Below are 22,685 nucleotides of genomic sequence, written 5' to 3' on the forward strand. Positions count from 1 at the left end.
TGGAAAGTCATGATTAGTGTATCAACTATTGTTTGACCCCTCCCTAACCCTATATTTACTTTATAAATAGGTTCTAAGCCATACTTTTTCATGATTTATCTGGTAGGTTGTTTCCTGAGTATGGTTCTTTTTTGCTGATAAACTGCGACAATTGATTGTTTTAATAGTGGTAGCTTGTGGTAAAACCAAACAGAAGCTACAATACAAACTATTCCATCCACCATTAATGTATTGGGTGTGCCGATGCGATTAGCCAAGAAACCTCCGAGTAGGTTTCCTAGAGGTAGCATTCCTAAAAATGACATTGTATATAAACTCATTAATCTTCCGCGTTTATCATCCTCTACAATTGTCTGTAAAAATGTGTTGCTGGCGGCAATTTGTAACATTGTTCCTAAGCCAACAAACAACATGATAAATAAGGAAAGTGGTAAATACCGAGATAATGAAAAAGCCATCAAGCTGATTCCTAAAATTCCTGGTGCTAAGACAATTAATTTACCAATTAATAGTATATTTACCCTGGTAGCTAAATAAATACCACCTGCTGAAGCTCCTATTCCAGATGCTGTCATTAAAAGTCCCAAGGTTTTGGCACTACCAGTGAGAATTTTTTCTGCAAAAATTGGCAGTAAAATTGTATATTGTAATCCCATTAAGCTAACTAAAGCTGATAGCCATAGTATGCATCTAATTGCTGGGAATTTAAAAGCATAAACAAATACTTCTGCAACTTGTTGGAAGGGATTACCAATTGTCACTACAATTTGTCTGGGTTTTATATCCATTGCCAATAATGCAATGATAACAGCAATATAGCTGAATCCATCAATTAAGAAACAATAAGCTGCACCAATCGTTGCTATCAGTAAACCTCCCAGGGCTGGGCCAATTAATTGTGCCCCATGAATTATAGTTGAATTTATGGCGATCGCGTTAGCTAAGTGTTCTCTATGTTCCAGTAATTCTGGCGCAAATGCTTGTCTTGCTGGTGAATCGACTGAGTTGATTAATCCTTGAAACAAACTTAAGCCGATGATATGCCATACTTGAATAGTACCAGTTAATGCCAGCACTGCCAAGGCTAATGACTGAACCATGGAAAATATTTGTGTACCAATTAGGGTATGGTAACGCGAAAAACGATCTACAAAGACTCCACCAAAAGGCGCTAGAAAAAAGCTGGGAATTTGACTAGCGAATCCTACAACTCCTAACATAACTGGGGAGTTGGTTAAGTTATACACTAGCCAGATTGTAGCAATATGTGTCATCCATGATCCAATTAAGGAAATGCTTTGTCCGGCAAAAAACAGACGATAGTTCCGTGACATCAGCGCTGGTAGTAGTTGCTGCTCTTGGTTTCCATCTGTATTAGCCATGTAATAATTTCTATCTTAACAATTACTGACTTGACTTTTAATGATTATCTGTAAGTAATTGCAAGACAACTTCACCCATGGGGGGGATTTAGGGATTAAATTACTCAATATTAAGGATATTTGTCAGGGAAAGTTGAAAATATGGTTATGAAACTTTACATATAGGGTATAATGCGTCTAGAGGTGCTACGCATTCAGCCGAGGGCTAAAAGCCGGTGGGCTTTGCTGCTTTGATCTTTGTAAAAGGCGATCGCTTAAACAAACATATTCAGCTTTAAGCTATTAGTATCTGTTTCGTCAAACTTTGTCATCTGGGTGTACATTGCTAAATTATTTGATCACTTGCCAAGTTATTCTTGCATTCTAGCTAGGCAGTATTTTTAAGAGTGATGGCGCTGATACTCAGGGATTTTTTTAAAGCCAGCAGCTGGATTTGAACCTGCGACCTTCCGATTACAAGTCGGATGCACTACCGCTGTGCTATGCTGGCAAGGATGGGGATGTTTTTAACTTCCCAACCGATTACCTATTATAGCATATATATTTAGATTGTCTATAGTCAAGAGCAAAAAAATTTCTTGATGTCGTTGCTCAGGAGATGAGTGGAGTGGGTGACCACAGCGCCAGTAACTAGAAAAAATAGTCATTTGAATGACTGGTAAAGTTGATAAATTAATATACATAGCAAAAACTAATTCAAATACTGCGCTGGATGCAAAAATTTTTGGTACAGTTTTAAATCTGTACTTTTTTTTACCCAGCTAGGTAAAGGAACAGACATCAATTATTGTTCTTTACAAATCGGAAGCATGACAGCCTTGATAGGAAGAGATTTATTAAACCTAGCGGACTTCAGTCCCCAGGAACTTCAAGAAATTCTGCAACTAGCAACCCAACTGAAATCACAAAAGTTGAAGTTGCATTGTAATCAGGTATTAGGTTTGTTATTCTCTAAAGCTTCAACTCGTACGCGAGTCAGTTTTACTGTAGCAATGTACCAACTAGGTGGACAGGTAATTGATCTGAACCCTAATGTCACTCAAGTGAGTCGCGGGGAACCTTTACAGGATACCGCACGAGTATTAGATCGATATTTAGATATTTTGGCAATTCGCACCTTTGCACAGCAGGATTTGGAAACTTTCGCTAGTTATGCTAAAATTCCTGTGATTAACGCTCTCACAGATTCAGAACATCCCTGTCAGATACTAGCGGATTTACTGACAATTCAAGAATGTTTTGGTGAGGTTAATGGTTTAACTTTGACCTATGTAGGCGATGGCAATAACGTAGCTAATTCTCTCATACTGGGTTGCGCTTTGGCTGGTATGAATGTGAGAGTTGCTACACCTAAAGGCTATGAACCTGATTTGGGAATTGTAGAACAAGCAAGAGCCATTGCAGGGGGTAAAACCGAAGTTCTGATCACTCATGACCCGGAATTAGCCGCCAAGGAATCTGCTGTACTTTATACTGATGTTTGGGCAAGTATGGGGCAAGAAACAGAAGCAGATCAACGCTTGCCTATTTTTCAACCTTACCAAATTTCCGAACAGTTATTAAGTCTTGCTGACCCAGAGGCAATTGTTTTACACTGCTTACCAGCTCATCGTGGTGAGGAAATCACCGAAGCGGTTCTTGAAGGTTCTCAGTCTCGAGTGTGGGAACAAGCTGAAAATCGCTTACACGCCCAAAAAGCTTTGCTTGCTAGTATCTTAGGTGCAAAGTAAAAAATTATGTATAGGGCAAAAGTTAAGAGCATCATCTTTCTTTTGCCTTTCAACAACTCTGAACTCACCAAGGAAACACCTTGTTATCTCAGATATTTTGTAGTACAAATGTTCTCAAGACATTTGTATTTACTTTCCCATAAATTTATGGTTATGGAACGTCTCACAGAAGCTCAACAAGAATTATATGACTGGTTAGTAGAATATATCCGAGTTCACCAGTATTCTCCTTCAATTCGGCAAATGATGGCAGCAATGAAGCTGAAATCACCAGCACCAATTCAAAGTCGTTTAGACCATTTACGTACCAAAGGATATCTGGATTGGAACGAGGGGAAGGCGCGGACGATTCGGATTTTGCATCCCGTGAAGCAGGGTATCCCTATTTTAGGTACAATTGCTGCTGGTGGTTTAATAGAACCTTTTACTGATGCTATAGATTATTTAGACTTTTCTCATCTTACTTTACCCCCCCAGACCTACGGTTTACGGGTCGCTGGTGATAGTATGATTGAGGATTTAATTGCTGATGGGGATTTAGTATTTCTGCATCCAGTATTAGAACCAGATCAGTTAAAAAATGGTATCATCGTCGCTGCTAGAGTTGATGGATACGGCACTACTTTAAAGCGTTTTTATCGCCGGGATGATCTGGTTACCCTCAAACCTGCTAATCCTAAGTATCAACCTATTGAGGTTCTCGCTACCCAAGTAGAAGTCCAGGGTTCACTGGTTGGGGTGTGGCGAGTTTATTAAGTGGGGACTGGGTGGTGGAGAAAAGATTCCCAATTACCAATGACCAATGACTAATGGCTAATTATCTAGTAGACCATCTACCTAGTTTCAAGCTAAAAGTTCCATCTGTTAGCGAAGCTAAGGGGAATTATCACACTGGTCAAACATCACCAGGATACCCTATCATGCCTGTATCTTTGCAATTACGGCAATATCAACGCCAGGCTATCACTAGTTGGTTTGCCAACAATGGCAGAGGTACGCTGAAAATGGCTACTGGTAGTGGGAAAACTATTACAGCATTAGCGATCGCCTATGAACTATACCAACAGATTGATTTACAAGTGTTGCTGGTGGTATGTCCTTATCGTCATCTTGTCACTCAATGGGGGAGAGAATGTGAAAAGTTTAACTTACAGCCTATTTTAGCTTTCGAGAATTTACGCGCTTGGCAAAGTCAACTGTCTACGCAACTGTATAATCTGCGTTCCGGTGCGGAAAAATTTATCACTGTGATTACTACCAACTCCACATTAATCAGTGATGGGTTGCAATCTCAACTCAAGTATTTTCCCCCAAAAACTTTAATTATTGGCGATGAAGCCCATAATTTAGGCGCACCGAAGTTAGAAGAAAATTTACCCCGCCGCGTGGGGTTACGTCTGGCTTTATCTGCTACACCGGAAAGGTATTTTGACGATTATGGTACACAATCGTTATTTGATTATTTTGGACCGGTTCTTCAGCCAGAATTTACCTTGAAGGATGCGATCGCCCAGGGAGCTTTGGTACATTATTTGTATTATCCCGTACTCGTCGAGTTAACTGACGCGGAAAGCGTAGCTTATTTAAAGCTGACAAAAAAGATCGGGCGATCGCTATTATATAGAGAACGGGAGAATGGCAAAGGGGAAAACTTGGAAGACCAAGAAGATTTAAAGCCATTATTAATGCAACGCGCCAGGTTAATTGGTGCAGCTTCAAATAAATTAACAGCTTTGCGAGAATTAATGACTACTCGCAGGGAAACTACTCACACTCTTTTTTATTGTAGCGATGGTTCCCAAGAAGCGGGACAGCGTTCATCCTTACGTCAACTCAAAGCCGTTGCTAAAATTCTAGGTGTAGAGTTAGGTTATAGAGTAAGCACTTACACTGCACACACTTCCTTAAAAGAAAGAGAAGTTTTACGCCGTCAATTTGAAACTGGCGAGTTACAGGGTTTAGTCGCAATTCGTTGTTTAGATGAAGGCGTTGATATTCCCGCTATTCAAACCGCCGTGATTTTATCCAGTTCCGGAAATCCTCGTCAGTTTATTCAGCGTCGGGGGCGAGTTTTACGTCCTCACATTGGCAAGGAACGCGCCACTATATTCGATATGATTGTTTTACCACCTGATTTAGATCGGGAAACCATAGAAGTAGAACGCAATCTTTTAAAGAAAGAATTACGCCGCTTAGTAGAGTTTGCAGATTTAGCTGATAACGCCGGGGAAGCCAGAATGCAGTTACTGCATTTACAAAAGCGTTATGGTTTATTAGATATTTGACGAATTTTAGTCATGACTCAGGCGCTCAATATTTCTATGTTTCTTTTTACATCTACATACAAAACCAAAAAAATGTAAATTTTTTTTATAAGTTGGGGAATAAATGGGGCGTAATATGGGAAGATGATCATAAGGTTAATTATAATCGGGTGTGACTGCAAATAAAAATTTTCATAATACCCCATTATGATGAAAATCTAACCTAACTTTAGCAGAAACAATTGTGAAAGTCAACCTTTTTCCCGCGACTTGAGATATTTCATAAATTGTGCCTTCTTGACGGGGGATATTCTGCGGTTTCCTTTTCCCCATGCCAGACAAACAATACACCAAATGTAATATAAAAAATATCTTGGCAGCTACGGATACATCTCACCCACTTAAAATTAGTTGTATATTGTAAATTTTTTTTATAAGTTGGGGAATAAATGGGGCGTAATATGGGAAGATGATCATAAGGTTAATTATAATCGGGTGTGACTGCAAATAAAAATTTTCATAATACCCCATTATGATGAAAATCTAACCTAATTTTAGCAGAAACAATTGTGAAAATCAACCTTTTTCCGCCATCAATTCGCAATACAACAAAAAGATAAATATAATCAGGTAGATAGAATATAAAAAACCTATTGAAAATCTCAAATGCTTTCAGAGTCAAATATCGAGGATGTGCAGGAACCAATTACCAGCGCACCGCCAGAAGTGCGACAAATTATTGAGCGAGTATGGAAGTTAGAAAAAGGGAGACTAGATAAGAAAAGCAATAGCCATATAAATGAAGAGATATTGGATATTGTGAAGGAAGAGGTGCGATGAAGCTGACTTCAATTAAACTGTGCAACTTTCGCTCCTTTTATGGCACAACACCAGAAATACTGCTTGCAGTAGGAGATAATCGTAACACCACAATTATTCATGGAAATAATGGTTCTGGAAAGACGAGTCTACTCAATGCATTTACTTGGGTGTTATATGAAAAATTTACTGCTGCTTTTGCTTCCACAGAACAACTAGTTAATAAACGCTCAATAACCGAAGCTCAAAAAGGTCAAGCTGTGGAATGTTGGGTAGAAGTGGCCTGGGAACATGAAGGTAAACGCTATCGAGTTAAACGTTCCTGTCGAGTTTATAAAAATGATATTGACTTTGAAGCGAGTAAAACTGAGTTACGGATGTGGGTATGTGAGGATGATGGTCAATGGTATATCCCAAACCAAAACCCCGATAATATCATTAATCAGATTTTACCTGCAAGTTTACATCAGTATTTTTTCTTTGACGGTGAACGCATAGAGGAAATAGTGCGATGTGATAAAAAAGCCGAAATTGCCGAAGCGACTAAAATTTTCTTGGGTGTGGAGGTGATTAACCGTTCCATTAGACACCTAGGAGAAGCTAAAAAAAGTTTGGAAAATGAACTAAAAGCGATTGGTAATGCAGAAACGAAACAGCTACTCAGACAGCAAGAGAAGATAGAACAAGAGAGTGAACGCATCACCAACAGACAAACAGAAATTAAAAAAGAATTAGAATATCAACACACTTTGAAGAAAGAGACAAGTAACCGCTTGCTAGAACTTGTTGCTGCTAAAGAATTGCAAGACAGATGGAAAAGTTTAGAATTACAGAAAGCAGAAAACCAGGAAGCATTTAAGAAAAATAAAGAAGCCCTGAAAAAGATAATTTCAGCACGGGGTTATACAGTCATGCTTTCGGATACTACATCTCAATTTCGGAAAATTATTGATGATTTAAAGCAGAGAGGTGAGTTAAAGTCGGGTATTTCGCGGGAATTTCTGAATGACTTATTAAAATCTGAACGCTGTATTTGTGGTGCTGACTTAAGCATTGGTACTGCTCATCATAAACATATTCAAACCTGGTTAGTTAAAGCAGGTTCTTCAGTAGTGGAAGAAACAGCAATTCGTATGGCTGTTCAAGTAGATGAAATCGATAAACAAGCAGCGGCTTTTTGGGAAGAAGTTGATAAAGAACAAGCCAGGATTAAACAGTTAAGGGACACAATATCTCAAGTGGAGAATGAGTTAGATAATATTCAAGATAAACTCAGAAAAGATACTAATGAGGAAATTAGCAGCTTGCAAAAACGTTTAGACGAAATAGAACTTAATATTGATGAATTAAATAGAGAACAGGGTGCAAATCAGCAGCAAATTATCCAATTAAAAACAGAACTTGATGCTTTAGCTAAACAAATATCTAAACAGCAACTAAATGAAGCAAAACAAATATTAGCACAGCGCCGCATTCATGCTACTCAAGATGCTATTGAACGCTTAACAGAAGTTAAAAATCGGCAAGAAAAACAATTTCGTCTGCAACTGGAAAAGCGAGTACAAGAGATATTCAATCTGCTTTCAGTCAAACCATATACTCCCAAAATTAGCGAAAAATATGAATTGACTTTAGTAGAATATACTGCGGGTATAGAAGCACCAGTTGCATCTTCCACTGGGGAAAACCAAATTCTCAGTTTATCTTTTATTACTAGTATTATGGATAAGGTGAGGGAATGGAGTCAAAAGCGCAAAATGATGATGCTTCCTGATAGTAGTACTTTTCCCATAGTCATGGATTCGCCCTTTGGTAGTTTGGATGAAACCTCACGTAGACGTATAGCAGCGAAAATTCCTGAATTAGCTAATCAGTTAATTGTGTTAGTAACTAAGACTCAATGGCGGGGTGAGGTGGAAGAGGAAATGACGGAGATGATTGGGAGAGAATATGTGCTGAATTATTATTCTTCTAAACCAGATTGTGAGCAAGATTATATTCAGTTAGGTAAAGAAAGATATTCTTTAATCAGGCAAAGTCCCAACGATTTTGAGTATACCGAAATTATGGAAGTAGTTCGTAATTAACTGTGGTGTGAATGATGCAGGATAAGAGAAAAAAGGCGAGCGCAAGCTGTTTTAGTATAAAATAGTGATTTTACGGATAATGGTTGAAACTGGTAGAATCAGGGTTGCTAAAGACAAGGCTCAGTTAGTTAAGGATTTAACATCTTCAGAGGGCGGAACAGGACCGTTTTCCACTTTTGCTGATGTCATCGTATTTGCAGCAGCTTTGGGTGCAAAGCATAAAAAGCGTGTCCCTTTGGGGGAAATTTCCAAAAGGGAACCATCACCTATTAGGTTAGAATATTTTGCTTCAGTGGGAACTGACATAGTGATTAAATTATTGGGAGTAACTGAAACTCAGCACATTAAAGTATTATCTCCCCATGAAGAAGAATATGATAAGCAACGTAACCATATTTTTGAAGAATATGCTAATGGGGGACTGGAGATATTAGAACAAGAGTTAAGGGGAGCAGTGGATTATTCAGAGCGCATTTTATTATTTTTAACTTATGAAAGAAGCAATTACGGGGAAGAAGAAGAGGAATTTGATTTAAGCAAATTTCTTTTTTGATGACCATAACCTTGCTAAATCTGCTACTTATAAAATAATTGGTAGTCCTACTTGCTTAGGTTCAACTAACTTACCATCAAAGCCTATGGTTTTATTTTCTACAGTTCTCGCATCAGCCAAAGCCCTGCGCAGTTCAGCTCGTTCCATCTGCTCCTGAACTCCACCCAAAATATAAATGAGTAACTTGGCTGCTAATTCCCGTCCAGAAACCTGCACCCGCTTTTTATTGGGGTCATACAAAACACCATACCATAACGATTGTGGATACTCCATACCACTCAAGCCGCCTTGTCGGTCGAATTTCCGCAGCTTTTTAAAGATATCCTCCAGTGAGAAACCCTTTTGAAAAACCAAAATTCCCAAAGCTTGAGCTAAGGCCACTTGAGCTACAGGACGGAAAAGCATATTTCCGTCACCTCCATCCTTTTCAAAACTAAAGCGTCGCAAAGTGGGGGTGTCTTCTTCATCCAGCAGCTTATAACTGGGAAGGGTTGCTAAATAATCAAATAGCTGGCGGAATTCCTCAATTCCCTGCTCAAGTTCGTCATCCTCTGGTCGCATAGGAATTAAGCCTTTTTCCGCCGGTTTCCAGTGAGGGAACTTTTGCCCCAAATATCGCTCACACATATCATGGAGAGCTTGCAGGGTGGTTAAAACAGTAGAATTAGATGCCACTGTCCCACTATTCCAATTAACGCGAGGATTGCGATCTTGTCGTTGTTCGAGAAGCGGATGAGTAACAGCGATTTTTCTGGCCACAATGGAAAAACCATCATCCTCATTTAGCTGTGCTAACTGACCTTTAGTTAAAGGTGCAGCCATCAAGTTAACATGAACAAAAATCGATCTCACTCTGCGCCGCGCCTGGGTGCGAGTTTCCCCAGACGCAACTGCACAGATGAACTCAATGCCAATTTTTTCTTTGGGTAAACTTTGTAACTCGTCAAGGTCTACTTGGTACTTTTCTATCAAATCACTGACTGTGAGCGAATTATCATCAGCAGTTTTATCCTTCTTATAGCGCTGCAGTTTGCTGGTTTTGATTAACTCCATCAAACCCTGCACACCCATCAGGCGGTGTTGACCATCTAAAGCATAAATAGTCACATCATCCTCAGAAATATTCAGCAGACCCACTTTACCGTCTTGATCCAAAGGGGTAAAATCAGTGGTAGATTTTAAAGCTATTCCCTGACTATCCCACTCAGGAGCTTTGGGATTATCCACCCAGGGTTGATTAATCACCACGAGAACAGGTGGGAATTTGTGACTTTTCCGCGCTGCTAAGTACTGTACAAGGGGCGCTTGTCGTGACCAGTCAAGGGGACGTTGCTGAATCTCGTCAATGCTGTCTGCGTCAACTACATTACCAGTTTGTGGATTGTACTTTTTCTGAAGTAAGGGTAAACCAGAGGCGAAGTGAACGCGACCCGCAAACCATTCTAGGGTGACAGAACCAACATAAGCCTCAGTACCACCCATCTCAGTTTTCTGGACGAAAATATGGTCTTTTTTGGCTAAGAAATTTTTGAGTAGTAAGGATAGTACCTGTTGTTCCTTATGTTCTCTTTCCAGGTATTCCTGAGCGATGTCAGAGTGGGTCATGTTAAATTTTAAAAACTAAATAGTGTAGGATAGTAGAATTATCCGCAAAATTGGGTATTAGTAGTAAGGTTTTTAAAAATTTTTCGTACCTATATTAAGTAAATTTTTTTGTATGTTAGCCATTTCCATTCACACGGATGGAAATAGTCACGCCGATATTTTCAGAGGTAGAAAGACCATGAGTACAGCACAACAACCAGAAAATAAAGGTCAGCAATCGCCTACTGTAGCAAATTTAGTGGCTGATATCCAAGCTTTGACCACTGAAATTCAAGAATTGTATTGTTTAGATGATGTACCTTGGGTAGTGGGATATTCAGGTGGTAAAGACAGTACAGCAACTTTACAACTGGTATGGAATGCGATCGCTGGACTACCACCGGAAAAAATCCACAAAAAAATTTACGTAATTACTACAGATACACTGGTAGAAAATCCTATCGTAGCTGCGTGGGTACGTAATTCGCTCAAACAGATGAAAACTGAAGCCCAAAGGCAAAAATTACCATTTGAAACCCATTTATTACAGCCAGAACCTAAGCAGACTTTTTGGGTTGGTTTGATTGGTAAAGGGTATCCAGCGCCAAGAGGTAAATTTCGCTGGTGTACAGAACGTCTCAAAATAAATCCCTCCAATCGCTTTATTCGTGATGTCATCCGTACGAAAGGGGAGGCCATTGTTGTACTAGGTACTCGCAAAGCTGAAAGCAGAGCGCGTGCTAATAGAATGAAAAAATGGGAAGCTAAACGGGTACGTGCTCACCTCAGTCCTAACATGAACTTGCCAAACTCTCTAGTTTACAGTCCCATTGAGGATTGGCAAAATGATGAGGTTTGGATTTATCTGATGCAATGGGAAAACCCTTGGAATTATAGCAATAAAGATTTATTCGCCATTTATAGAGGTGCATCTGCTGATAATGAATGTCCTTTAGTAGTGGATACAACTACTCCCAGTTGTGGTAGCTCTCGTTTTGGTTGCTGGGTTTGTACATTAGTTAGTCAGGATAAATCACTGACAGCTATGATTCAAAATGATGAAGAAAAAGAGTGGATGCAACCTTTACTTGATTTCCGTAAGGAATTAGATATTGAAGAAAACCGCGATCGCAGAGACTTTCGCCGCAGAAGTGGGGATGTCCAACTATATGAACGTAACTTAGAAGGTGAAGTATCAGTTGAGCCTATTCCTGGACCATATATTAAAGAAGCGCGTGAAGATTGGCTCAGAAAGTTACTCACAGTTCAAAAACAACTCCGAATTAGAGCACCAGAAAATATGCGCGATATTACTTTAATTACCCCTGAAGAACTGAGTGAAATTCGCCGCATCTGGCTAGAAGAAAGACATGAGTTTGATGACACCTTACCGCGCATTTATCAAGAGGTGACTGGTGAGGTATTCCAAGACCCCCGTCCCGGTGCTGGGTATAGTTTACTCGGTAGTGATGAATGGGTGGTACTAGAAGAAATCTGTGGTGATGATGCTATGCATTTGGAGCTAATGGCGAAGTTATTGGACACAGAACGCCAGTATCGTAAAAAGGGACGACGGGTAGGAATATATGACACCCTAGAAAAATGTTTTGCTACCAGTTCCCGCTCCCCTGAAGAAGCAATTAAAAACGCCCATTTGAAACGTGATTTAAAAACAGCCGTTGACGCAGGTGATATAGAAAAGGTTAAGCAGCTGACTTTAGGTAATGCTATGGATGAACCCGATAAATCGCCATCTTGGGGAAGCATGAAATTTAAAAAGCAAGAGATAACAGGGAATTAATCAAAATCTCTTATTCCCCCATATTGTAGAAACCCACAAATCAATGATATTCCTTGAACTCGTATTACAAAACTTTGGTCCTTACTCTGGTCGTCAGGTAATCAATCTTAACCCAAAAATTGATGGAGAAAATGCTTGTCCCATTATCCTATTAGGGGGAATGAATGGCGGGGGAAAAACTACCCTGATGGATGCAATGCGCCTAGCATTATATGGTCATCGCGCCCAATGTTCCACCCGTGGTAACCTAAGTTATAGCGACTTTCTGACCCAATGCGTTAATAGCCACACTCCACCACTGGAAGATACTCGCATTGAATTGGTTTTTGAACATATTGAAAATGATGAGCCAGTCAAATATAGAGTGGTGCGACGCTGGACAAAAGAACCTAAAGATGGTAAAGACCAATTAGGTATTTTAGATGCTCAAGAATGGCTGGATATTGCCTTAGTGAATATTTGGGATGAGTATATAGAAAATCTCTTACCATTAGGAATTTCTAACTTGTTTTTATTTGATGGTGAACAAGTCAAGGAACTGGCGGAGCAGGAAACACCTCCTCCCATGGTGGTTGATGCAATTCGTGGGCTTTTAGGTTTAGAACTAGCTGAACGGTTATCAGTTGATTTAGATATTATAGTCAACCGCAAGCGTAAGGAAATCGCTGATACTCAAGACTTGGTGAATTTAGAAGAAATTGAGCAAAAACTGAAGGTACAACTACAGGAATATCATAAAATTGAGCGGCAATTCCAAGAATTTAATCAGACTTTATTGGAAGCGGAGACAAAGCAGCAAGAAGCTTTCGATAAATTCATTGGTGAAGGTGGTAAAATAGCAGGCGATCGCAGTCAGTTAGAAAAACAAAAATATGACATAAATAGCGCCGCAGAAAAGACACGTTTAGCTATGGGTGAATTAGCAGCGGATATCCTACCTTTAGGTTTAATTGAACCTTTACTCCAGGAAACTTATATTCAAGGAGAGAGAGAATTTCGGACTCAACAAGCTAAAGTAGCCTATGATTTACTCTTACAAAGAGATCAGCGTTTAATTGACTTGATTAATCAATTAAAAATTAGCAACAAGCAAGTTGAGAAAATCACAGAATTTATCTCAGCGGAAAATAAAAAGATTCAGCAAGATACCATACAAGAATCCTGGCTATTAACTGACTCAGAAACCCTGAATCAATTAGATAATATTATTCATCATTATCTGTTGTATACAAAAAAAGTAACCCAAGATAAGTTAACAGATTTGCGCTTTCAGGAAGAACAAATCGTCACCCTAGAAAGACAAATTCAAACCGCTGCATCTCCAGAAGACTATCAAAGATTAGTGGATAACTTACAACAAACACAAAAGGAAGTTGCACAAGCAAAAGCAACTTGTGAAATAGCCAAAAGTCAATTAAATCAATTAGAAAGTGAGATTCGTAACACAAAAAAAAGCCTAGAACAATATACAGAAACTAATATTGACCGCAAACATAATGAACATATTATTAACGCAGCCGCTAAAGTTCAAGATACATTAAAACTGTTCCGTGAGAAATTAACTCTGAGAAAACTAAATAAACTAGAAATTGAAGTTACGGAATGCTTTCGCTACCTGCTACACAAATCAGATTTAGTGCATCGGGTCGCCATCGACACCAACACATTCAGCCTATCGCTGTATGATCTGAATGGTAAATCAGTATCCAAACAGAGACTTTCCGCAGGAGAAAAGCAACTACTAGCCATCGCGTTTCTCTGGGGATTAGCGCGAGTCTCAGGCCGTCGCTTACCCGTAGCCATAGACACACCCCTGGGTAGACTAGACTCATCCCACCGGGGAAACCTCCTAGAAAGGTATTTCCCCTCTGCTAGCCATCAAGTTATACTGTTATCAACAGATACAGAAATTGGTAAGCATGAAGTAGAAACACTGAGAAATAATCAAGCGATCGCCCGGGAATACCTCCTCAAGTATAACTCCTCTACCCGTCAAACTACAGTCATAGAAAATCAATATTTTTGGTAAATATGGAATCTCCCATTGAAAGAATCAAACTTTCTCAAACAGCCAAAGAACAACTACTTAAACTTAAACGTAGCACTAAAATTGACCAATGGAACATTTTATGTCGTTGGGCTTTTTGTCGTTCCTTAGCAGAATCTGCCCCTCCCTCACCGGTACCAATTCCCCAAGATAGCAACGTAGAAATGACCTGGCGGGTATTTGGTGGCGAAATCTCCGATATTCTTCTGCTCGCCCTGAAGCAACGCTGCCATAATGATGGCTATGGTACAGACAAAGAAACCCTAGCTACGCAATTTCGCCTGCACTTGCATCGTGGAATTGGTTACTTAGCAGGAGACCCAAATATCAAGAAAATTGAAGACCTAATTGAATTAGCAGTCAAACATTGAAAGGATATTAGTTAACAGTCAACAGTTAACAGTTAACTGATATGGCCGAATCTTTAGAAATCGAGCGTCACAGAGCAGCGATCGCTCGTCATGATATATCTCGCCCTGTCCGCTTGGCAATAGACTGGCAAATCCTCAATCAAGAGACTTCATTTTTTGATTATGGCTGTGGCCACGGTGGTGATGTGCAGCGAGTCGCCAAATTAGGCTATAGTAGCGCCGGTTGGGCCTTACTACTTTCCCAAAGACACCATTAGCGTCGCCGATATAGTCAACTTAGGTTATGTCCTCAACGTCATTGAAGACCAAGAGGAACGCCGCCGAAGTCTGATCCGCGCCTGGGAAATTACCCAAAAAGTTCTAATTGTCGCTGCACAAGTATTAATTAACGCCCCGAGTAAAACTCAACTAGCTTACAGCGATGGTATAGTTACTCGCCGCAACACCTTTCAGAAATATTACGAACAACAAGAACTCAAAACTTACATAGATGAGGTACTGAATGTAGATGCAGTACCAGTAGCCTTAGGTGTGTATTTTGTTTTTCGTGATGATGTAGAAAAAGAAAGTTTTAAAGCCATCCGCTTCTTTTCTAGCACTGCTACACCTAGAGTACGTATTCCCAGTAAGCGGTTTGAAGACTACCAGGAACAACTAAAACCACTGATGGAATTTTTTACAAAACGTGGCAGGTTACCTGTAAAAGGTGAATTAGGGAATCAAGAGGAACTACTCACAGAATTTGGTAGCTTCCGCCGAGCCTTTAATGTAGTTTTACAAGTTACCGATGAAGCAGAATGGGATGCGATCGCCTATCGTCGTTCCTTAGACATTCAAGTATATCTTGCCCTCAGTCACTTTGATCAACGTCCCACATGGCACAAACTACCCCCAGAAATGCGCCAAGACATCAAAGCCTTTTTTGGTAGCTACGAAGAAGCTTGTCAAGTAGCTGACCAAAAGCTTTTCAGCTTAGGTAATCCCCAAGTTATCCACAAAGCCTGCGAAAAGAGCAAAATTGGCAAACACACACGGGGCGCACTTTACGTTCATGTGTCTGCCCTAGCAGCCCTTGACCCCTTACTACGAATTTATGAAAGCTGTGCTAGCCGCACCATCGGGCGTGTAGATGGAGCCACATTAATCAAATACCATCTTGACAAACAACAAATATCTTACTTATTTTACCCAGAATTTGACAGTGATCCCCATCCAGCCTTAACAGCCAGTATTACCATTGACTTAAAAACCCTATACATCACTCACCGAGATTATGCAGATAGAGCCAATCCGCCCATTCTGCACCGCAAAGAAACCTTTGTAACTCCCAATTACCCACACTACCAACAATTTGCCCAACTCACCCAACAAGAAGAGCAATTAGGATTACTCAAGCAAAAAAGTGACATTGGTACTCGTGCAGGTTGGGAAAAATGCTTGGCTGCACATGGTGTAAAAATCACAGGTCATCAAATTCATCAACTCAAAGAATTTTAACTAAATTCCATGTTTCCTAAGAATAATACAGCAACTGTGGCAAGATAACTGCAATTGATCAAATTGAGAAAGAACCTGGACAAAATGAACCCCGTGCGATCGCTAGTAAAAGTTTTTGGTAGCCGTAAAATGGCCGCCTTGACATTAATAGGTTTCTCATCCGGCTTACCATTGTACTTAACCAGCCGAACCCTCCAGGTTTGGATGACTGTAGAACAGGTAGATTTAGGAGCCATTGGCTTATTCAGCCTTGTGGGTCTACCCTACTCCTTAAAATTTATCTGGTCACCCTTGCTGGACAGGTTTGCAGTGCCAATTTTAGGGAGGCGACGCGGCTGGTTAATTATACTGCAAATTGGGTTATTCATTGCTATTGCCCTCATGGCTTGGCAACAACCCAAGCAAGCATTACAATTATTAGCGATCAATGCTGTGGCGATCGCCTTTTTAAGTGCCAGTCAAGACATTGCCGCAGATGCTTACCGTACCGATGTTCTAGAAGAATTAGAATTAGGAGCAGGTGCTGCTGTTTCCGTCCTAGGTTATCGAGTAGCGCTGTTATTCACAGGGTCTTTGGCATTAATTTTAGCGGACAGTTTACCTTGGTCATCAGTTTACTTATTGATGTCCTTCGGTATGGGTATTGGAATTATTGCCACCTTATTTGCACCAGAACCCAAAGAAACCAGCCCACCAGAATCTTTAGCAGCTGCGGTAATTTTACCCTTTGGGGAATTTTTCGGCGCCACGGTGTACTCCAAGCAATTTTAATTTTGCTGTTCATCGTCCTGTATAAACTCGGCGATTCCTTTGTCAACAATATGTCTACACCCTTTTTGTTGCAAACAGGATTTACCCAAACCGACATTGGCGCAATTCAAGGTGGTATGGGACTAATTGCTACCATCGTTGGCACCTTAGCAGGGGGAGCAATTTTGAGTAGAATTGGTCTCAATCGTTCACTGTGGTTATTTGGTGCTTTGCAAGCGGTGAGTAACTTAGCTTATTATATCCTGGCTAATATTGGTCAAAACTACTCGGCTTTAGTGTTAACAATTAACATTGAAAACTTCTGTGCTGGCTTGGGAACAGCAGCCTTTGTGACCTTTTTGATGAATATGTGTAACCAGCGGTTTTCGGCCACCCAATATGCTTTATTATCCAGTTTTATGGCGGTCAGTCGTGATATTCTAGTCGCGGATGCTGGGAATTTAGCAAAAATTACGGATTGGCCTTTATTTTTCATTATCAGCATAGTTGCTGCTATCCCAGGATTACTTCTGTTACCATTCTTTGCCCCTTGGAACCCTAAACCAGTGGCAATATCCAGACCAGGACTTGAAGAAGATGAGGATTTATGGGGAACCAAATAGTTATTATTGTTGGCACATTTATTCTCTTACTCACCGGCTTGTTACTCGGGTATGTTCTCTCACAGTTAGTTTTAGGATTTCTAGAACTTAACCAACTAACAATCTTCGGAACATTCAGTCTAGTTGTAATCTTTGGTACACTTTATTACGTTTTGTTTTGGCAGCTAGGTCGAGAACAATCACGCTTAAGATCTCAAAACAGACGAGATGCGGTACAGGAGCAAACAACAACCCTGATAACCGATAGCCATCTCAAAAACAAACTCATTGCTAAATTAGGAGGTGATGTAGCCGCTGCTGAACAATTGATTCAACAAGCAAGGGTTAATTATCCGGGAATGCCAGAAAATTGGTACTGCGAGAGGGCTATTGATGATTTGGAACGGGAGCAACGCTAACCAGCTTCAAAACTCGATAGAATAAGTCAAGCCAATATTCTCAGCAGCCCCAAGATTGCAATTAAATTATGGTGATCATTCGTCAGTATATTGCCCCATTGCTCGTAGTGTTAATCTTTTCATTAGCACTGGTAGCAGTCAGCGCCCGTATTTTCCTACCCTCTGATATGGCAGCACCCGCACCAGTAGAAGAGAATGGGCAAATAGGAACATGGGTGAATGGGGAAGAAGAATTATTTTCTGTTTCACAAACCCCTGGGGTGTGTTTGTCTATTTTACCCCCCGTAACCAAGAATTTAACGGTAACTGAGTTTGTCTGAGGAACTGCTACCGGGCTACTATATTCGTCCCGGTTCAACACAAGAGCGATCGCTGCTGGTCAAGTTTATGCAGCAAACTTACCGGGAACTATTTCCCCAGCAAGACTTTGCCCATCTAGCCAGAACCGTTGATCAGTATTTCTCCCCAGATACACCCTTGTGGTGGGTAGAGTGTTTGGGTGAGGAATCCCCTATTATTGCCTGTCTCTGGGTAGGAAATGCCATAGATCAAGTGCGGGGCGATCGCCATGCTCACATTTTTCTTCTCTACGTTGTCCCAGAATATCGGCGACGGGGTATTGGTACAGCTATGATGAGGTATGTAGAAAATTGGGCAACTCAAAGAGGCGATCGCCAAATTGGTTTACAGGTTTTTCCATCCAACTCAGCAGCCTTCAACCTTTACCATAACTTAGGTTATCAAACCCAATCCCTATGGATGCTAAAATCACTAACTAAAGGTTTGTAGTCAGGAGTCCTAGTTTTATTTACCTTGTAGGTAGTTCACCCCTAAATGATCTAAATATATCTATTTAATGCTACCAGATAAATATATAAATATTAATTATGTATGACGAAGAAGACCTAAGCCTACTTGATGGAGAGGAAGAGCTAGAAAGCCCCCTGGATAACATAGCACCCCTAACCACTGAATCTCAAGGGCCAAAGCCAGATCCAGAGGAAATGCTAGCTCTTTTAGAAAATCATCAACCCCAACAACGGATGCTTGCAGCTCGTGCTTTTTGTGATCTGGAAGATGCACGGGCTACACCCCATTTAATTCGCCTGTTAACTGATACCTGTCCCTTGGTGCGGGTGAGTGCAGCCTATGGGATTGGACGCAATCCCAGCCCAGAAGCAGTAGAACCGTTAATAAATCAACTTAACAAAGACTGGAATGGCTATGTACGTAAGGGGGTAGTTTGGGCTTTAGGAAATTGCCGCGATCGCCGTTCTCTAGCCCCCCTAGCAGACGCTTTAAAAACCGACATTTCCGCCGTGCGTTTGTGGTCTGCTAGCGCCTTAGCCCAAATGGCAGATGTTGGATATGAGACTGTTGTGGGAGCAATACCACCAGTAATTGAAGCCTTAGTCCAAGACCCAGTAGCAGCAGTGCGGAGTAACTGCGCTTGGACAATTGGGCAGTTGTGCCGAGAATTACCGTCTAATATTATCTATGCCACAGCGATCGACGCTTTGATTCAAGCCTTCGCCGAAGACAAGGATTTAGGAGTGCGGGAAGACGCTAAAGCCTCACTATTAGGGGTAGGTGACCCCCGTGGTTTACAGCTGATTGAAACCCTAGAACAAGAGGGATGGTTTTGATGGGTGGGGAATGATGCTTAAAGCCATCGGTTTGCTGTTTAAGATTTCTGTCTCTGAGCGATTTGCATAAGCAGACGAAGTGCTTCGTTAACCGATTCACTTGTGGGAAAGGCTTGAGCAACGTCAGGTTCAAGTAATACTACATTTGTTCCTGCTTGGTAGCGATCAACATATTTTCCTCTAACACCACCCTGCATCTTGCTAAAGTCATACTCAGGTCTTAAGTCGTCTTCTAGCTCGTGGTTACTCTCCATCTTCATAAAACCTCCGCTCCTGTGCGGGTTCCTTCTCGTGCGCTGATAATCCGAACGCGATCTGCTCGATCTGTATGGGAGACTATCAGGATACGATTAGCACTGGATCATCCAATGATAACGTAACGCTCCTCACCGTAAGAGTGATCTGGGTCAGGGAATGTCACAGATAAAGGATCATTGAAAACAGTAGACGCCTCGTTGAATGAAACGCCATGCTTTTTCAGGTTCGAGTTCGCCTTGTCTGGATTCCATTCAAATTGCATTTAAACAACACTTGCTACTCTACTTGATTTTTACGTAAAACATCTTTAAGCGGTTTATTACCATACTGATAAAAAGTAAACAGTTATGGTGTGGTTTTATTAATTAATAAATGAACTCCAATCAGAATAGCAAGTATATTTGGCAACCATAGGCAGGAAAAAGAGACAACATCTGATATAATGAAAACACCGGATATTATTTGAACTGCATCGTAAATTAAAATAATTCCTAGAGTCAAAGCAAAGCTATTATATCTAACTCTGGGTTGTAAATTAATGCCGATCGCCCCACCCAAAAAAGCAAAGACAGTACAGGAGACAGCAGAACTAAATCGCTTGTAAATGTGAAACTTGAGATTGAGGAACTCACGGCGATCGCCTGCTGTTTCCAGAACAGACAATCGCTGATAAGCTTGATATATATTCATTTCTCGGTCATCAAGCTTTTCTCTGTCTGCTTGAAACTGTGAAGATATATGAGGCAGATATAAGGGCATAGTATCAAACATAACCCTTTGACCATAGGAGCCATCAGCATTAATCAGACTGTGGGAACCATGATAAAAATAGCAATATTCTTGTTGCTCATAGCATTGGGCAAAACTAGAAGTAATAATTATCTTCAGTCTTTGCGCATCGCGAATTAATAGAGTGACAGATTGCAGCTTGCCATCAATAAACTTATCTGCATAAAATAGATACTTAAGAGACCTTTGATTCTGTTCTCCAACATAATCTTGATAAAACTCCTTGTAAAAGATATTAGAGTTTTTCAGGTTTGACCTATTAATATTTAGAGAACTTTCTAAAGTGATCGCAGCCTGATAATTAGCGGGGGGAACAAATATTTCATTAAATGTAAATTGGATGAACGTTACCAACAAACCGGTAATAATAGCGGGATAAGTTAACCTGTATAAACTGACTCCACAGCTTTGTAAAGCAATAATTTCACTATTGCTAGAGAGTTTCTGATAAGTAAAAATATTTGCCATTAAAGTGGCAATAGGTAAAGCCAATACAATAAACTCAGGTAATTTAAGAATATGTAGATATATTAAAACTGGAAAAGATAACTGTTTATTAATTAGAAATTTAAACTGCTCAAAGGATATGCCAATAGACTCAGCTACCACAGTCACAATGATAATGCTAAATAATAAGGGGCGAATCAACTCAGAAATTAAATAATAGTTCAATAATGATATTTGAGGAAAAAAGCTGATTTTTTTCATTTATCATTTTGTTGGTTATGTAATATTGGAATGAGCCAGGGAATGAATTAAGAGTCTCATAGCCGATTATCTAGATAATCAGCTATTGTGGTTTTATTGGCGTAGGTTAGCTTCCCCTTTGGGTCAAATTAATTAGAGATAGCGGGTAAGATACCCGCACTACTACTGTGAATCCCTGTTTTAGTTAGAAGTTTTGATCCTTCCACCTTTGCGTACCTTAGCGTTACCTTAGCGCCCTTTGCGTTAAAGAATAGTATTAAAAAAAGTTTGATGGGTGTGTGAGTAAGAAATCCTAGTCTTTAGTTTAAATTTAAGGAACCCCACGCAGATCAAGATCACAATTTAAGCTAGGATCACCAATCCTAGCGCAATCAGCGTAAGTATCAGCCGCATTTTGTCGCAACAGATTACGATAAGCATCATTAGATCCAGTATCAGCTTGTTGACTACTACCATTAAGACCACTGCCGATAAAATTAACTGCTTGGTTATACGCTGTCTCTACTTCTCTCAAGCAATCAAGCTGTTGTTGGTTTTGCTGAGTATTTCTTGAAATGGGATAACGTGCCCGACATTGGGCTTCTAAATTTGCCCTAGCGCTATTAATCTCTCCAAGGGTTGTGTTCTTAGTAACGGTTTCGGAAGCACCTAATGAAGGAACTGAAACAGTGAGGGTATTATTACCCCCACCGCCGCCATTATTATTACCACCACCTCCATTAGAAGTGTTACTAGAAGTACCGTTAGGACAAGCAGTAATCATTAAACCAATGAGTACAAGCCCAAAGATTCTGGGAGTAGATAAAATCGCTGACATAAAGTTAACCTGAAAAACGTTCTACTTATTACTAGAAGCTGGAAGCAAGTTTTCGCAGGTTAATTGATAGAGATTAGTTATTGTGTGCTAGTAATGTATAAATAATCTAAATATGGAGCGAGTTTACCAATTCGTTTGACGGTTGACTGTACCAATGGGCGATCGGCTCAGTGCAGCAGTGTGGGGGCGATCACCCTTAAGGGAGCCAGGGAATAAATTAAGAGTCTCATATTTTTATCTTGAAAATAAACCACCTGAGCAACCTAGAGAGTAAGCTCCTTTATAGTGATATGACGGTTTCAGCAGATTCGCCTTGCGCGTAACGACTGCGAAGATGCAAGGTGATTTCCGTATCTAGTCGCTTGAGGAAAATCAGCAGTTTTCCCTCGCTGAACCGTTGAAATTCTCCTTTCATTAAATGAGATACTTCTGGCTGGGTAATACCGAGAAGTTCGCTGATTTCGCGCTGTTTGAGGTGGCGTTGTTTCAGAAGGCGAAGTACCTGAATCCCTATCTTTCCCCTGAGTAAAAAGTTCATCTGCATTCGATAAACCCAGATCA

General features: G+C 40.3%; 20 protein-coding genes, 1 tRNA gene and 2 pseudogenes. 15 read left to right on the plus strand and 8 right to left on the minus strand.

Going from position 1 to position 22,685, the window contains the following annotated elements; genetic code table 11:
* Positions 1-95 precede the first annotated feature (95 nt).
* Together AC6IZ0_RS16270 and AC6IZ0_RS16275 are read right to left on the minus strand one after the other, a co-directional pair.
* A complete protein-coding gene (locus AC6IZ0_RS16270) occupies positions 96-1,382 on the minus strand; it encodes an MFS transporter (protein ID WP_497723869.1) in 1,287 nt (428 codons plus the stop codon).
* A gap of 418 nt (positions 1,383-1,800) precedes the next feature.
* Positions 1,801-1,872 (minus strand) — tRNA-Thr (locus AC6IZ0_RS16275).
* A 319-nt stretch (positions 1,873-2,191) separates the two neighbouring features.
* Here AC6IZ0_RS16275 and argF point away from each other — a divergent pair.
* The 6 genes from argF to AC6IZ0_RS16305 all read left to right on the plus strand — a co-directional run bounded on the left by argF (position 2,192) and on the right by AC6IZ0_RS16305 (position 8,835).
* Positions 2,192-3,112, plus strand: a complete 921-nt coding sequence (argF, locus tag AC6IZ0_RS16280; RefSeq protein ID WP_497723870.1) for an ornithine carbamoyltransferase — start codon at positions 2,192-2,194, stop codon at positions 3,110-3,112.
* A gap of 153 nt (positions 3,113-3,265) precedes the next feature.
* Positions 3,266-3,868 (plus strand): transcriptional repressor LexA, encoded by a 603-nt coding sequence (gene lexA / locus AC6IZ0_RS16285; RefSeq protein ID WP_280792174.1) that lies wholly within the window; start codon positions 3,266-3,268, stop codon positions 3,866-3,868.
* 53 nt (positions 3,869-3,921) lie between these two features.
* The gene (locus tag AC6IZ0_RS16290; protein ID WP_271730475.1) at positions 3,922-5,397 is read left to right on the plus strand and encodes a DNA phosphorothioation system restriction enzyme; all 1,476 of its coding nucleotides are present in this window, start codon (positions 3,922-3,924) and stop codon (positions 5,395-5,397) included.
* Positions 5,398-6,042: 645 nt separating this feature from the next.
* A complete protein-coding gene (locus AC6IZ0_RS16295; RefSeq protein ID WP_497723873.1) occupies positions 6,043-6,216 on the plus strand; it encodes a hypothetical protein in 174 nt (57 codons plus the stop codon).
* Positions 6,213-8,282, plus strand: coding sequence for an AAA family ATPase (locus AC6IZ0_RS16300; protein ID WP_497723875.1), 2,070 nt, complete (start codon positions 6,213-6,215; stop codon positions 8,280-8,282). The genes AC6IZ0_RS16295 and AC6IZ0_RS16300 overlap by 4 nt, the downstream gene beginning before the upstream one ends.
* A 79-nt stretch (positions 8,283-8,361) precedes the next feature.
* Entirely contained in the window at positions 8,362-8,835 is a 474-nt protein-coding gene (locus AC6IZ0_RS16305) for a DNA phosphorothioation-associated protein 4 (protein ID WP_271760145.1), read from the plus strand.
* A gap of 27 nt (positions 8,836-8,862) precedes the next feature.
* On the opposite strand, the gene AC6IZ0_RS16310 is transcribed toward AC6IZ0_RS16305, so the two are convergent.
* Positions 8,863-10,440, minus strand: a complete 1,578-nt coding sequence (locus AC6IZ0_RS16310; protein WP_497723876.1) for a DGQHR domain-containing protein — start codon at positions 10,438-10,440, stop codon at positions 8,863-8,865.
* Between the two features lie 178 nt (positions 10,441-10,618).
* On the opposite strand from AC6IZ0_RS16310, the gene dndC reads away from it, so the two are divergent.
* The 9 genes and pseudogenes from dndC to AC6IZ0_RS16355 all read left to right on the plus strand — a co-directional run bounded on the left by dndC (position 10,619) and on the right by AC6IZ0_RS16355 (position 19,552).
* Positions 10,619-12,220 carry a DNA phosphorothioation system sulfurtransferase DndC gene (gene dndC / locus AC6IZ0_RS16315; RefSeq protein WP_497723877.1) on the plus strand — a complete coding sequence of 534 codons (1,602 nt, stop codon included), beginning with the start codon at positions 10,619-10,621 and terminating at the stop codon, positions 12,218-12,220.
* A 43-nt stretch (positions 12,221-12,263) separates the two neighbouring features.
* Complete coding sequence (dndD, locus tag AC6IZ0_RS16320) at positions 12,264-14,249, plus strand: DNA sulfur modification protein DndD (RefSeq protein ID WP_497723879.1); 1,986 nt, start codon at positions 12,264-12,266, stop codon at positions 14,247-14,249.
* A 2-nt stretch (positions 14,250-14,251) separates the two neighbouring features.
* Entirely contained in the window at positions 14,252-14,638 is a 387-nt protein-coding gene (dndE, locus tag AC6IZ0_RS16325) for a DNA sulfur modification protein DndE (protein WP_271733746.1), read from the plus strand.
* Positions 14,639-14,679: 41 nt separating this feature from the next.
* Positions 14,680-16,135 (plus strand): annotated as a pseudogene (locus tag AC6IZ0_RS16330) (DNA phosphorothioation-associated putative methyltransferase).
* 84 nt (positions 16,136-16,219) lie between these two features.
* Positions 16,220-17,508, plus strand: a pseudogene (locus tag AC6IZ0_RS16335) (AmpG family muropeptide MFS transporter).
* Positions 17,493-17,906, plus strand: coding sequence for an ABC transporter permease (locus AC6IZ0_RS16340; protein ID WP_271733749.1), 414 nt, complete (start codon positions 17,493-17,495; stop codon positions 17,904-17,906). Before AC6IZ0_RS16335 ends, AC6IZ0_RS16340 begins: the two are co-directional and overlap by 16 nt.
* Positions 17,907-17,974: 68 nt before the next feature.
* Complete coding sequence (locus AC6IZ0_RS16345; protein WP_271733750.1) at positions 17,975-18,226, plus strand: DUF8624 family small hydrophobic protein; 252 nt, start codon at positions 17,975-17,977, stop codon at positions 18,224-18,226.
* A gap of 67 nt (positions 18,227-18,293) precedes the next feature.
* Entirely contained in the window at positions 18,294-18,695 is a 402-nt protein-coding gene (locus AC6IZ0_RS16350; protein ID WP_271733756.1) for a GNAT family N-acetyltransferase, read from the plus strand.
* A gap of 98 nt (positions 18,696-18,793) precedes the next feature.
* Positions 18,794-19,552 (plus strand): HEAT repeat domain-containing protein, encoded by a 759-nt coding sequence (locus tag AC6IZ0_RS16355; RefSeq protein ID WP_280801911.1) that lies wholly within the window; start codon positions 18,794-18,796, stop codon positions 19,550-19,552.
* 38 nt (positions 19,553-19,590) lie between these two features.
* Here AC6IZ0_RS16355 and AC6IZ0_RS16360 read toward each other — a convergent pair whose 3' ends face one another.
* The 5 genes from AC6IZ0_RS16360 to AC6IZ0_RS16380 form a co-directional block, all read right to left on the minus strand.
* Positions 19,591-19,812: a hypothetical protein gene (locus tag AC6IZ0_RS16360; RefSeq protein WP_200990035.1), complete on the minus strand. Its 222-nt coding sequence runs from the start codon at positions 19,810-19,812 to the stop codon at positions 19,591-19,593.
* Positions 19,813-19,913: 101 nt separating this feature from the next.
* Entirely contained in the window at positions 19,914-20,072 is a 159-nt protein-coding gene (locus tag AC6IZ0_RS16365; RefSeq protein WP_497723881.1) for a BrnT family toxin, read from the minus strand.
* An 83-nt stretch (positions 20,073-20,155) separates the two neighbouring features.
* Positions 20,156-21,307, minus strand: coding sequence for an LptF/LptG family permease (locus tag AC6IZ0_RS16370; RefSeq protein ID WP_497723883.1), 1,152 nt, complete (start codon positions 21,305-21,307; stop codon positions 20,156-20,158).
* Positions 21,308-21,617: 310 nt separating this feature from the next.
* A complete protein-coding gene (locus AC6IZ0_RS16375; RefSeq protein WP_497723885.1) occupies positions 21,618-22,124 on the minus strand; it encodes a hypothetical protein in 507 nt (168 codons plus the stop codon).
* Positions 22,125-22,404: 280 nt separating this feature from the next.
* On the minus strand, positions 22,405-22,668 hold the full coding sequence (locus tag AC6IZ0_RS16380) for a helix-turn-helix domain-containing protein (RefSeq protein WP_497723886.1): 264 nt from the start codon (positions 22,666-22,668) through the stop codon (positions 22,405-22,407).
* Positions 22,669-22,685: the final 17 nt, after the last annotated feature.

The organism is Anabaenopsis sp. NIES-4685, assembly GCF_059725405.1.